This window comes from Pseudomonas sp. MF08831, assembly GCF_059862645.1.
This window is the reverse complement of sequence record NZ_JCBCUX010000002.1, coordinates 87,607-100,399: the sequence shown is the minus strand read 5'-3', so window position 1 is coordinate 100,399 and position 12,793 is coordinate 87,607. Positions and strand designations below refer to the sequence as shown.

At 62.9% G+C, this 12,793-nt stretch carries 11 protein-coding genes and 1 pseudogene; 1 reads left to right on the top strand and 11 read right to left on the bottom strand.

Annotated elements, in window-relative coordinates; genetic code table 11:
- Positions 1 to 3: 3 nt before the first annotated feature.
- The 9 genes from AC19YS_RS03875 to AC19YS_RS03835 all read right to left on the bottom strand — a co-directional run bounded on the left by AC19YS_RS03875 (position 4) and on the right by AC19YS_RS03835 (position 10,148).
- Positions 4 to 1,014, bottom strand: coding sequence for a FecCD family ABC transporter permease (locus AC19YS_RS03875; RefSeq protein ID WP_500600986.1), 1,011 nt, complete (start codon positions 1,012 to 1,014; stop codon positions 4 to 6).
- Positions 1,011 to 1,958 (bottom strand): ABC transporter substrate-binding protein, encoded by a 948-nt coding sequence (locus tag AC19YS_RS03870; RefSeq protein WP_169368105.1) that lies wholly within the window; start codon positions 1,956 to 1,958, stop codon positions 1,011 to 1,013. The genes AC19YS_RS03875 and AC19YS_RS03870 overlap by 4 nt, the downstream gene beginning before the upstream one ends.
- On the bottom strand, positions 1,955 to 2,743 hold the full coding sequence (locus AC19YS_RS03865; protein WP_119737830.1) for an ABC transporter ATP-binding protein: 789 nt from the start codon (positions 2,741 to 2,743) through the stop codon (positions 1,955 to 1,957). The genes AC19YS_RS03870 and AC19YS_RS03865 overlap by 4 nt, the downstream gene beginning before the upstream one ends.
- Positions 2,744 to 2,883: 140 nt before the next feature.
- The gene (locus AC19YS_RS03860) at positions 2,884 to 4,992 is read right to left on the bottom strand and encodes a TonB-dependent receptor (protein ID WP_500600985.1); all 2,109 of its coding nucleotides are present in this window, start codon (positions 4,990 to 4,992) and stop codon (positions 2,884 to 2,886) included.
- A gap of 151 nt (positions 4,993 to 5,143) precedes the next feature.
- Positions 5,144 to 6,526, bottom strand: coding sequence for a PepSY-associated TM helix domain-containing protein (locus AC19YS_RS03855; RefSeq protein WP_500600983.1), 1,383 nt, complete (start codon positions 6,524 to 6,526; stop codon positions 5,144 to 5,146).
- A gap of 116 nt (positions 6,527 to 6,642) precedes the next feature.
- Positions 6,643 to 8,703, bottom strand: coding sequence for a TonB-dependent copper receptor (locus AC19YS_RS03850; protein ID WP_500600982.1), 2,061 nt, complete (start codon positions 8,701 to 8,703; stop codon positions 6,643 to 6,645).
- Positions 8,704 to 8,796: 93 nt separating this feature from the next.
- Entirely contained in the window at positions 8,797 to 9,159 is a 363-nt protein-coding gene (locus AC19YS_RS03845) for a DUF2946 domain-containing protein (protein ID WP_106577769.1), read from the bottom strand.
- A gap of 64 nt (positions 9,160 to 9,223) precedes the next feature.
- Positions 9,224 to 9,706 (bottom strand): copper chaperone PCu(A)C, encoded by a 483-nt coding sequence (locus AC19YS_RS03840; protein ID WP_106577682.1) that lies wholly within the window; start codon positions 9,704 to 9,706, stop codon positions 9,224 to 9,226.
- A gap of 46 nt (positions 9,707 to 9,752) precedes the next feature.
- Positions 9,753 to 10,148, bottom strand: a complete 396-nt coding sequence (locus tag AC19YS_RS03835) for a DUF2946 domain-containing protein (RefSeq protein ID WP_106577683.1) — start codon at positions 10,146 to 10,148, stop codon at positions 9,753 to 9,755.
- A gap of 284 nt (positions 10,149 to 10,432) precedes the next feature.
- Between AC19YS_RS03835 and AC19YS_RS03830 the strand changes: the two are divergent.
- Positions 10,433 to 10,600, top strand: a pseudogene (locus AC19YS_RS03830) (DUF6124 family protein); the annotation flags it as partial.
- A gap of 252 nt (positions 10,601 to 10,852) precedes the next feature.
- Here AC19YS_RS03830 and AC19YS_RS03825 read toward each other — a convergent pair.
- Together AC19YS_RS03825 and cbiE are read right to left on the bottom strand one after the other, a co-directional pair.
- Positions 10,853 to 11,572, bottom strand: coding sequence for a cobalt-precorrin-6A reductase (locus AC19YS_RS03825; protein WP_179678296.1), 720 nt, complete (start codon positions 11,570 to 11,572; stop codon positions 10,853 to 10,855).
- Positions 11,569 to 12,774, bottom strand: coding sequence for a precorrin-6y C5,15-methyltransferase (decarboxylating) subunit CbiE (cbiE, locus tag AC19YS_RS03820; protein ID WP_500600981.1), 1,206 nt, complete (start codon positions 12,772 to 12,774; stop codon positions 11,569 to 11,571). Before cbiE ends, AC19YS_RS03825 begins: the two co-directional genes overlap by 4 nt.
- Positions 12,775 to 12,793: the final 19 nt, after the last annotated feature.

The following is a 12,793-nucleotide window of genomic DNA, read 5'->3' as shown; positions in this document are numbered from 1 at the left end:
TTATCAGCGCTTGCGCATCAGCCCGATAAAAAACAGCCCGCCAATCGCCGCCGTGGCCACGCCGATCGGCAAGTCCTCGGGGGCGATCAGCGTGCGTGCGGCCACGTCGACCCACACCAGGAACACGCTGCCCAGCAGCACGCACACCGGCAATAAACGCCGATGCTCGGCGCCGACCAGGCGCCGGGCAATGTGCGGCACCATCAGCCCCACAAAACCGATGGAGCCGCTGATCGACACCAGCACTGCGGTCATCAACGAGGCGACCAGGAACACCTTCAACCGCACGGTGCGTGCGTTGAGGCCGAGGGTCACGGCGGTCTGTTCGCCGGCCATCAAGGCATTGAGCGGGCGCGCCATGCTCAGCAGCAACAGCAGGCCCAGCAGCACCGTGATACACGGAATCGTCAGCAGCTCCCAACGTGCGAGTCCGAGCCCGCCAAGCATCCAGAACATCACCGCCGACGCGGCGCGGTGGTCGCCCATGAACAGCAACAGGTTGGCTGCCGCCATCATGACAAACGACACGGCCACGCCGCACAGCAGCAGGCGATCGCTCTCCAGTCGCCCGTTGCGGCTCGCCACCGCCAGCACCACCAGCATGCTCAGCAGCGCGCCGATAAAGGCGGCGATGGGCAGCGTGAGCAGGCCGATGATTTCCCCCACATGCAGCACCACGATCACCGCGCCGAGGGTGGCGCCGGAGGTCACGCCCAGCAGGTGCGGGTCGGCCAGCGGGTTGCGCGTCGCCGCTTGCAACACCGCACCGATCAGCGCCAGCCCGGCGCCCACCAGTGCACCGAGCAGCATGCGCGGCACGCGGATCAGCCAGACGATGTGTTCCTGCCCGGTGCTCCAATTCACTTCACCGAGGCCGAACGCCTTGTTCAGCAAAATGCGCCACACCACGTCCACCGGCACCCGCGCCGAGCCGAACCCCAGCGAAATCACGCAGGAGACCAACAGCAACGCACCCAGAGCGCTTAACAGCAGGACGTAGCGCCGCGTGATCATTCGCCGTGGAACCCCTTGGCCAGGGTTTCCACCGCCAGCACGTTATCGATGCCCGGCGTGGCCTGCACGTAGGGGATCACGATAAAGCGCTGATTACGGATGGCGTCCACCGATTGCAGGGCCGGGTTGTTGAGCAGAAAGTGCGCCTTTTGCTCGGCTGTGACTTCGCTGTAATCGACGATCACGATCACCTGCGGGTTGCGTTCCACCACCGTTTCCCAGTTGACGCGGGTCCAGCTGGCGTCGATGTCATCGAGAATATTGCGCCCACCGGCGGCCTCGATCAGCGCCTGCGGCATGCCCAGGCGGCCGGAGGTCATGGCGCGGTCTTCGCCGCTGTCGTAGAGGAACACGCGAGGCTTCTCGGCGGGCAGGTCTCTTTGCACCTCGGCAACGTGCGCCTGCATCTGCGCGATCAAGGCGTTGGCGCGGTCCTGCACGTCGAAGATCCTGCCCAGGTTGCGCAGGTCGTTATAGGTGTCTTCCAGCGTGGCGGCGGGGCGCTTCATCACAAAGGCGCACGACTCGGTCAGCTCATACACGTTGATGCCCAAAGGTTGCAGGGTTTGCGGCGTGAGGTCGCCGCCCACGCGCATGCCGTAGTCCCAGCCGGCGAAGAAGAAATCGACGTTGGCATTGAGCAGCGTTTCCACCGACGGGTACTTGCTCGCCAGCTCCGGCAGGCCGTCGAGGCTGCTGGCCATTTGCGGAGTGACCGACTTCCAGCCGGTCACTCCGCTGTAGCCGGCCATCTGCGGCTTGAGGCCGAGCGCGAGCATCATCTGGGTCATGTTGATGTCGTGGCTGACCGCATGTTTGGGCGCTTGCTGAAAGGTCACGTCGCGGTTGCAGCTTTTGACGGTCACCGGGTAATGGGTCGCTTGGGCGAACGCTTGGGCAGTGCCGAACATCAGGGCGAGAGACAACAGGGCGCGCAGGGTCATGGTTGGGTTATCCAGGTGATTCGGGGGTAGCCGGACAAGGGGTGAGTGTCGATCAGTGCGTCAACGCCAAACACGTCACGCAGCAACTCGGCGGTCAGCACGTGGTGAGGTGTGCCGCTGGCGACGATGCGCCCGTGGTTGATCACGTACAGGCGGTCACAGAAGGCGGCGGCCAGGTTCAGGTCGTGGATGCTCGCCAGGGTGCCGATGTTCAGGCGTTTGATCAGCCGCAGTAGCTCAAGCTGATAGCGCGGGTCGAGGTGATTGGTCGGTTCGTCGAGGATCAGCAATTGCGGTTGCTGGGCCAACGCGCGGGCGAGGATGACGCGCTGCTTTTCACCGCCCGAGAGGGTGGCGAACGCATGGTCTTCAAAGCCCTGCATGCCGACTGATGCCAGCGCTGCTTGAATCAATTGTCGGTCGTGAAGCGTGTCGCCATCGAACAAGCCTTTATGAGGCGTGCGGCCCATGGCGACCACTTCATCCACGCGCACACCGAAGGCGTCGGGAAACTCCTGCAGCACCACGGCGATGCGTTGTGCGCACCACTTGGCGCTGTGCTTCCAGACGTTTTGGTGTTCGAGCAGTACGTCGCCGTGTTCCGGTTTGGTGAAGCGATAGGCGCAGCGCAACAGGCTGGTTTTACCGCTGCCATTGGGACCGATCAGCCCGACAAACTCCCCCGCACCGACCTGCAGGCTGGCGTCACGCAGTTGGAACTGGTGATTGCAGTGGTCGTGGCCCGGTGGGGTCCAGGTCAGGTCGGTGAGTGAGAGTGAGGCCATTCATGTTCTCAAGGTCAGCGCAGATCAAACGACGTGGGAGCGGGCTTGCTCGTGAAGGCGGTGGTTCAGTGAAAGACGTGTTGGCTGACACACCGCATTCGCGAGCAAGCCCGCTCCCACAGGGCTCCATGGTGTATTCGTTAAAAGGTGTAATCCGCCGTCACGAAGAACGAACGTGGCTCACCCAAAATCCACTGCTGGCCGTTGTTGTACTGGCTGACCGCGTAAGTGCGGTTGAACAGGTTGTTCAGCTCCAGGCCCAGCGTGGTGTTGCGCATCGCCTTCCACGACACGGTCGCGTCGGCCACGGTGTAGCTCGGCACCTCGCTGCTGTTGGCGGTGTCGGCATACCGCGCGCTGACGTAACGCACCCCGGCACCGGCGCGCACATTATCGGTCACGGCCTTGCTCAGCCACAGGTTGGCAGTACGGTTGGGGACGTCCACCGGGCGGTTGCCGGCGCGGGACACCGCCTGGCCATTCACCGCTTCGGAAAAGTCGTCGTACTTGGCCCGCACGATGGCGGCGTTCGCTTGCAATTGCCAGGCGTTCGGCAGTTGCAGGTCGAGGCTGGCTTCCAGGCCGGTCGAGGATTGCTGGCCGACTTGTTGTTGCAGCGTGGTGCCGGGGATGTTGGTCAACAGCTTCTTTTTGACGATGTGATAGGCCGCCAGCGTCCACTCGCCGCGCGAGTCCCAGAATGCCTGCTTGATACCGACTTCGGCTTGCTTGGCAGTGGACAAGCCAAACTGCTGCTGGCTCGGGCTCAAGCTGATCAGGCTGCCGACGCCGTCGGTGCTGGTGGCGTATTGGCCGTAGACCGAAGTGTCCGGAGTGATCGCATAGACCAGGCCAGCTTTCCAGTTGTTGCCGGTGAGGGTTCTGTCGGCATCCTGGTTCGCTGTGGTCAGGTCGTTGCTGTCGATGTGCAGATAGTCACGGCGCGCGCCGGTGATCAGCGACAGTTTATCGGTCAGTTGCAGGCGGTTTTCAGCGAAGGCGGCGAGCTGTCTGGTGGTGCTGACCGACTGCGCAATAAAGGGGCTGTCGCTTTCAAACGGTTGTGGCACGGGATGGTTGATGTCCACCGGCTGGCCGCCACCCGGCAGGTCGTCGAAGGGCGCGTTGCTCGCCAGACGGAAGCGAATACGGTTGTACTCGACCCCTGTCACGGTCTGGCTGTCGAGGCCCAACAGGGTGTGTTTGAAGGTGAAGGTCTGGCGATCGCCGACCTGCTCCTGATCGTGCTTGATGCCCAGGTAGCTCTGGCGTACGAGGCCACCCTCGACATAGTTGTAGCTCTCGGCGTTTTGCCAGCGACGCTGGTTTTTCAGGTACGACAGCTCGTTGGTGGCCGTGACGTTGTCGTTGATTTGCCACTCGCTGGTCAGGCGTGTCCACTGGTCGTTGTAGTGCTGTTTGTCGTCGCTGACGTTGTAGTTTTTGTCGCGCAGGCTTTTGTGCAACTGGCCATTGATCAGCGGCGTGCCGTAGTAATTCTGCGGGGTCTGGTCGCCATAGTCGTGTGCCAGGGTGACGCTCAGGTTGTCGGCCGGCTGCCAGCGCAGGGCGCCGCTGACGAAGTCGCTGGCAGAGTCGCCGCGCGCGATGAAACCGTTGCTGCGCAGGCGGTTGATGTTCAGGCGGTAGCTCAGGGTGTCGGTCAGCGAGCCGCCGCTGTCCAGGGCTTGCTGCTGGCGGTCATAGGAACCGTAGCCGAGGCGCAGGTGGTTTTCGATCTCGCCTTCAAACGGCTTTTTCGGCAGGGTGTTGACCACCGCGCCCGTGGCGCCCTGGCCGTAGATCACCGAGGCGGGGCCGCGCAACACATCCACGCGTTCAACCGACCAGGTGTCTACCGGGAAGGTGGAAGTGCCCGCGCCGTCGAACATGCGCTGGCCGTCGTACAGTTGCAGCACCGCACTCTGCCCGGTAAAGCCGCGCGCCTGTAACGAGGTGCCGCCGTCGCCCGGCGTGCCGGTGCGGCTGATGCCGGTGGCGCGCGAGATAGCGTCCTGCACACTGGCGTCGCCGCGTTCGCGGATTTTTTCGCCGGTCTGGCTTTCAACACTGCCAGGGGTTTGCAGGGCCGTAAGGTTCAGGCGCGAGCCCGCAGTGGTCGGGGTGTTGAGGTCGACGCGTTGGTCATCCACGGCGGTTGCGGTGACGGGGCTGGCGGGCAGGGTCAGGGCCTGGGCACTGGTGTGCAGGGCGAGCAGGCACAGGCCGGGCGCTAGGTACTTGTTCATCGATCAATCAATCACTTCTTGGAGGGGTACTCGCCGCAGTGCGCGGCGAGCAACGATAACGCAGTAAGTGTTATAAGTTAACACTTATTGGCTGCGGGACAAAAGTCGCGCAAGGCTACAGAAGGGCTCTGCCGAGGGCATCTCGCCTGCCTCATGCAGAACCTGAGGTAGATTCACGTTGGTTGAAAACGCGCGCCAATACCAGCCGATCCAATGCCCACACCCCGATCAACGAGGCGCCGACCAAGGGGAAAATGATCGCCAGCGCGAGCATGATCCCCATCGCGGTTTTCCACTTCGGCACGTCATGGCGCAGCGGCGGCACACCCAGGCCACCGGCAGGCCGGCGTTTCCACCAGATCACCACACCACTGACCGCGCTGAGCAAAATCATCAGGCAGATCAGCAGCACGATCAGTTGGTTGACCCAACCGAACATCTTGCCTTCGTGCAGCATCACACCCGTTTCGGTGGCGCGCGCCACCGTGTTGTAGTGTTCCCAGCGCACATCGGCGAGCACCTTGCCGGTGTATTGGTCCACGTGCAGGGTCGCGTCGTTGCGTGGGTCGTTGGCGAACACCGCGACGGTGAACACACCGTCGGCGGTGCTGGGAAAGGTGATGCTGTAGCCGGGTTCAACCTTGCGAGCATTGGCCAGATCGACCACCTGCTGCAAACGCACGGTTGGCGCGGCCGGGCCCGAATGCATGGCGCCGTGGTTCATGTGTTCGGCGTGGTCGCCGGACAACGGCATCGGCGTGTTTTCCATCGCCCACGGCACGGTTTGCTGGCTGGCGGTATTGAGGCTGCGCGCCTGCTGATCCGACTGCGGCACGGCGTTCCACATCGCCGCCGGAAAGCGATTCCACAACGCGGCGTATTGCTTGCCCCAGAAGCCGGTCCAGGTCATGCCGCTGAGCAGCATCACCAGTAAAAACGCCGCCCCCCAGAAACCGGCGACGGCGTGCATGTCGCGCCAGAACACGCGCCCACGCGCGTTGAACCGTGGCCATAACACCCCGGCCGACGACTTGCCGCGCGGCCACCACAGGTACAGGCCGGACACCACCAGCATCACGCCCCAACCGGCGGCGAGTTCCACCAGGCGGTCGCCGACGGTGCCGATCATCAGCTCACCGTGGAGTGCGCGGGCGATGGCTTGCAGGTTGTATTTGGCATCCTGTTCGCCAAGCACGGTGCCGCGGTACGGGTCCACGAATACGGTCACTTCGCGGCCGCTGTCATGCATCACGAACTGCGCGCTGCTGGTGGCGTCGGCCGGTGGCAGGTATTTACTGATTTTGCCCTGGGGAAAGGCTGCCTGCGCGCGCTGTAATTGCTCGTCGGCACTCAAGGCGTGTTCGGCGCTTTGCACGGTGAGCAGGTCGGCGTACATCAGCGGGTCGAGCTGGGGTTTGAACAGGTAGATGATGCCGGTGAGGGCCAGCAGCACCATGAAAGGCGCGACGAAAAGCCCGGCGTAGAAGTGCCAGCGCCAGGCCAGGTTGTAGAAGGAAATCTTTTGAGTGGTCATCAGGATGCTCCGCAAAGGCTTTAAAAATTTTATTCAGTTATGCCGCCTTCGCGAGCAAGCCTCTCCCACATTTGAAATGCATTCCAAGTGTGGGAGCGGACTTGCTCGCGATGCTGTTAGAAGCTCATGTCCACCTTGGTCCAGAGCGTGCGCCCCGGTTCCTTGATGGCTTGCGGGTCGCTGGCCGGGTAGCCGAAGCCGGCGTTGCCGGCCAGGTTCAAGTGCTCGGCGTAAGCCTTGCCAAACAGGTTGTCGACGCCGGTGCTGACCTTGAAGTGCTTATTGATGCGGTACGCCGCGTTCAGCGAGAACACGCCAAAGCCGCCGCTTTTGTCGAAGTCCTTGCCGACCACGTTGCCCTTGTTCGGGTCGATGCGGTTTTGCGCTGCAACCACGCGCCACAAGGCACCGGCGCTCCAGTCGTCTTCGCTGTAGGTCAGGCCGAAACGCGCGTCCAGCGGCGGCATTTGCGGCAGGGCCTTGCCGTCGCTGGTGTTCTTGCCCCAGGCGTAGGCGAGGCTGGCATCGGCCTTCCAATGGCGCGTCAGCTTATAGGCCGCGCCGAGTTCGCCGCCCATGATGCGGGCATCGACGTTACGCGCCTGGGAGGTGGTGCCCATCATGCCGGGCGTGTAGTCGAACAGGATGAAGTCGCGCACCTGGCCGACATAAGCCGAGGCCCAGGCTTCCACGTCAGCGGTTTTGTACTGCGCGCCGAAGTCGAGTTGGGTGGTTTTTTCCGGCTTCACACCCTCGAAAGCATTCACTGAACCGACCGCGCCGGTATTAGGGGAAAACAGCTCCCAGTAATCCGGGAAACGTTCCGAATGGCCCAGCCCGGCGTAGACAGTGGTGGGGCTGTCGGCCAAGTCGTGCTCATAGCGCACAAAGCCCGACGGCAGCGTATCGGCGCGGGTGTCGTCGGCGGTCGGGTTGGGGCGGGACATCATTCCTGAACCGGTCGTCTGGCGAAAATCCTTGGCCGAGGCGCGGTCCAGGCGCGCGCCGCTGATCAGGCGATCGCGGTCGGCTGCGTACCAGGTCAGTTCGCCGAACACGCCATAGTTGTGGAAGTTGGCGTCCTTGTTGCGCGGCAAATCCTTGTAGGTGTCGATGCCCATGCTGCTGCGCTGGCGGTGCTCGTTAGTCTGCGCGTCCAGGCCGCTGATCAGTTGCACATCGGCCCAGCGCCAGGTGGCCTTGATCCGCGCGCCGAGGGTGCGGCGGTCGACGTTGGAGGCCATGGGCCCGGCCATCATGCCGGTGCCGGACGGCGTGCGCAGGCTGTAGTTGTCCATCACATGGTCGGCGTAGTTGTAGTAGACCTGGGCTTCAACTTTATCCAGCACCTCGCCGATGTTGGATTTTTCGAAGCGCAGGCCCAGGCTTTCGCGCAGGAACTGCGAACCGTCCATGCCGCGCCCGGCGTAGCGTGCTTCGCCATCGCCACGGCCGGCGGTAAGTTCCAGCAGGGTGTCGGCGTCGGGGGTAAAACCGACGGCGACATCGCCGTTCCATTTGTCGTAGCGCGAGGCAACCGTGTCGTTGTTGCCGTCCTTGTAGTCATCGGCGTGTGCCTGGTTGCCGATCACGCGCACGTAGCCCAGCGGCCCGCCGGCGGCGGCATCGATGACTTTGTCGAAGCGCCCGTTGGAGCCGGCCAGCACGCTGGCGTTGACCCGCGTGCCCAGCTCGCCGAACTGCTCCGGCTCACGCTCGAACAGAATGGTGCCAGCCGACGCGCCCGGGCCCCAGAGCACGGTTTGCGGGCCCTTGATCACGGTGAGCTTGTCGTAGGTTTCCGGCGAAATGTAGGAGGTCGGTGCGTCCATCCGGCCTGGGCAGGCGCCGAGCATCATGCCGCCATTGGTGAGGATATTCAGGCGCGAGCCGAACATGCCGCGCAGCACTGGGTCGGCATTGGTGCCGCCGTTGCGCACCAGGGCGAAGCCGGGGATGGTCTTGAGGTAGTCGCCGCCATCGCTGGCCGGCACCGGTTGGCGCGGGTCTTTGGGGTTGGTGATCACGGTCAGCGGCGAGCTGGGGGCAATCGCGGTGATCACCGTGGGGCTTAACTCATGATCATCGGCGTGTACCTGTGGCACCAACAGTGCGCCACACAGAACAGCGAAAACGGGGGTACATCCCATACGGGTGTCAGCAGAAAACCTGGACATGAAAAATTCCATCAATCATTCGTAAACAACACGGCCAGCAGCCTGCGGCTGTCTGTCTAAAGTCGGCCGGTGTGAAGTAACGCGGTGAAAGGCTTACGCGGTGATGGGGGGCGCGCGGCTGCGGGCGCCGGGGAAAATGCTCTGCCGGGCATGGCCCAGGCGTGGGGCGGGGGTGAGGGCGTTGGCGGGTGGCGCGGTGCCGAGGGTGATATAGGACACGCTGCCGGGCAGGGCCGGGCAACTGAAGAGCAGGCTGCAATAGCCGCACTTTTCCCAGAGCACGTGGTGCTCGTCAGGCGCTTTGCTGTGTTGCGGTGCATCGCCATGGCAGCTGGGCATGTCCATGGACATTTCCATCGACATACCGGCGTGATGATCCATCGGCATCGCTTGGGAAATCAGCGGACCGATAAAGATCATCAGCATGGCGAACAGGCTGATCCAGCTGGCGCGCATCAAACCCAGGGGATTGCGGCGTTGCGCGGATAACCTGGCGCGAGGGGCGCCCATCGAGGTTGGCCTATTGAGCGTGCATAGACTCGTGGCCAGCCGCTGGCGGCGTTTTCTGAACCGAAACTTCGACTTCAACCTTGCCGGCTTTTTCGAAGGTCAGGGTCAATGGGAATTGCTTGCCGTCGGCCAGCAGGCTGCGGTCTTTTAGGCCCAGCAGCATCACGTGATAGGCCATTGGCGCGAAGGTCAAATCCCCCTTGGCCGGCACGGCAACGCTGGGCACTTGTTGCATCTTCATCAAGTCGCCTTGCATCACATGCTCGTGCAGCTCGGCTTTGTCCGCTACCGGCGTCTCGACGCCAAGCAGGCGGTCCGGCGTTTCGCCGGCGTTATGAATCACGAAATACGCAGCAACGGTCGGCGCATTCGGTGGCAGCTCCTGTGACCAGGGATCGCTGACCAACAGGTCGCCGGCCTTGTAGTCATCGGCATTGGCAGCAACACACACCGGCAGCAACAACGCAGCCAGAAGCAGGGAAGATTTGAGCATGGCAGTTCTCCAGAACGGTTCTAAACGCAGTTCACTTGCGAAGAAATCAGACCGTTGGAGACGCGCGCGGGTTGAGGCTCGGCCATTGCTGGCGCGGGGTAGGGGCTTGCAATGAAGGCGGCGGCAGGCTCTGCGCCGCTGCAAAACGGGTGAGATACAACTGCGGCACATGCCCCGGCAAGGCCACCAAAGGCGGTGAGCCCGAGCAACACCAGCAGTGCTGCATGGTGGAGTGGTCGTCCTGCTGCGGCGCCGGAATGTCGAGCTTGCCCAGGGCAATGGTCTTCAGACTGGCGCCATTGGAGGAGCAAAAACTGCCCCATAGCAATTGCTGAACAGGGTCGCTGGACTGCTGCATCGCACTTGCCATCGGCATGGCAAAGGCGTTGAACAGCACTGCAAAGCAGGCGATCCACACAATTGCAAAGCGTTGACGGGCCATGGCGGACAATCCGTAGGGTTAAGCGATCAGGTGCGTATTTAGCCTGATCGGTGGGGATAAGTAAAAAAGGCCGGTGTGGTTTGGTGTCGCAGTGGTTGTCTACAGGATAGCCGGGAACCACAGATTGCCAATTTTGCAGATGCGCCGCGACATTCAGCGTGACGCTGAACCCTGTGGGGGCTGGTTTGTGTTCGGCGGTGGATGGAGGCGTATAGGAACGTCCGACAAAGATTCAAGGTTGTCCCTAGGAAGATGGAACTCTAGTCTCCGTACACCGCTGAAAACTCAGCGAAACACTCGCCTCGGCCAATGCGCTGAGCTGCGACCTTGCCTTTGACCTGGATGGCCCGAAACCAGAGAATTTGCTCGGCGTTGCGCAGTTGATTGAGCTGGCGCAGTTGCTGGCCGATCGAGTGCACAAGGGCGTCGGACAAACGAAAACTGCAGCCTGATAACGCCGTTCCAAATGTGGGAGCGGGCTTGCTCGCGAAGGCGGTGGATCAGTAACGGCCAGGCTCACTGACCCACCGCCATCGCAGGCAAGCCGGCTCCCACACTTATTTGTGCCTGGGCAAATTTTGCACCCGCCACAAACCAAATGTGGGAGCCGGGCTTGCCCGCGATAACGGTGGGTCAGCCAGTGATTGATTGGCTGACCCAGCGCCTTCGCGAGTAAGCCCGCTCCCACATTGGAAAGGTGATGTTTAGAGAATGTTGACGGCCTGTAGCACCGCAGCCACGTCGGTGAACTCTCGATCTACCGCAGCCAGCACTGGACGCTTCAAGACAAGCACCGGTATTCCCAGCTCCCGCGCCACTTCCAGTTTCGGTTCGGTCGCCGTACTGCCGCTGTTCTTGCTGATCAACACATCAATCCCACGCCGCTCAAACAACGCGCGCTCGTCTTCAATCAGAAACGGCCCACGTGCGCCGATGACTTCACAGCGTGCATTGCCCGGATACACATCCAGTGCGCGCAGCGTCCAGAGCTGATCGGCGGGGATCTCATCAAGATGCTGCAACGGCTCGCGCCCCAGTGTGAACAACGGGCGCTTGAAGGGCCTCAACGCTTCAACCAGCTCGGCCCAATCACTCACCTCACGCCAGTCATCGCCGGCCTGCGGTTGCCACGCCGGACGGCGCAGCGCCCAGCAAGGGATGCCGCACAGCCGCGCCGCCTGCGCGGCGTTCCGGCTGATCTGGGCGGCATACGGATGGGTGGCATCGAGGATCAGGCTGATGTGTTCATCGCGAACAAACTGCGCCAGCCCTTCAACCCCGCCATACCCACCGACGCGCACGTGGCAGGTGAGGTCGGTAGGCACCCGGCCCACACCGGCCAGACTGTAGATATGTTCAGGCCCCAGCGTACGCGCGATGGCCAGCGCTTCGGTCACGCCGCCCAACAGCAGGATGCGTTTCATAACGGCTTGACCACTTCCAGCAAGGTAATCGGCAACGCCTGGCGCCAGGTGTCGAACTCGCCCAGCGGCTGGGCCTGCGCCACGTGAATGCGGGTCAGCTCGCCGCCGTGCTCCGCGCGCCAGTTCATCAAGGTCATTTCGCTTTGCAAGGTCACGGCGTTCGCGACCAGACGGCCGCCCGGGCGCAGGTGCTGCCAGCACGTGTCGAGCACGCCGTCGCGGGTGACGCCGCCACCGATGAAGATCGCGTCTGGTGCTTCCAAACCGTGCAGCACGTCCGGCGCCTTTCCACGAATCAATTGCAAACCGGGCACGCCAAGGGCGTCGCGGTTATGTTCGATCAGGCCTTGGCGGCCTGCGTCGGCTTCAATCGCCAGCGCGCGGCAGCTGGGATGGGCACGCATCCATTCAATGCCGATGGAGCCACTGCCTGCGCCTACGTCCCAGAGCAACTCGCCGGGCATCGGTGCGAGGCGGGCGAGCGTCATGGCGCGCACGTCACGCTTGGTCAGTTGACCGTCGTGCTGGAAGGCTGAGTCCGGCAGGCCGGCGAGGCGCGACAGGCGCGGTGTGTTGGCGTCGGCCACGCAGTCAATGGCGACGAGATTCAAATCCGCAACCGAGGCGTGTGGCCAATCAACCGCCAGCCCGTCAATGCGCTGTTCATCCGCGCCGCCCACGTGTTCAAACACACTGACACGGCTGGCACCAAACCCGGACTGAACCAGTAGCGAAGCAATCGCCGCAGGGCTGCGGCCATCGTTGCTCAACACCAGCAACCGCACGCCGCTGGCCAGATGCGCATTCAGTGCCGCCAGCGGCCGCGCCACCACCGACAACGTCACCAGGTCCTGCAACGGCCAGCCCAATCGCGCCGCCGCCAGCGACACCGACGACGGCGCCGGTAAAACCAGCAACTCTTCAGCCGCCACCTGCCGCGCCAGGCTGGCGCCCACGCCATAGAACATCGGGTCGCCGCTGGCCAGCACGCACACAGGCTCGCCGCGTTGCGCCAACACGGGCGCCAGGGAAAACGGGCTCGGCCACAGCTGCCGCTCACCACGAATACACACCGGTAACAGGTCCAACTGACGCTGGCCGCCTATAATCCGGGAGGCGCGCAACAGGGCATGCCGGGCGTTTCTGCCCAGCCCCTTGAAGCCGTCTTCACCGATGCCTACTACCGTCAGCCAGGGCGACATATCAATTCCTTGAACGACA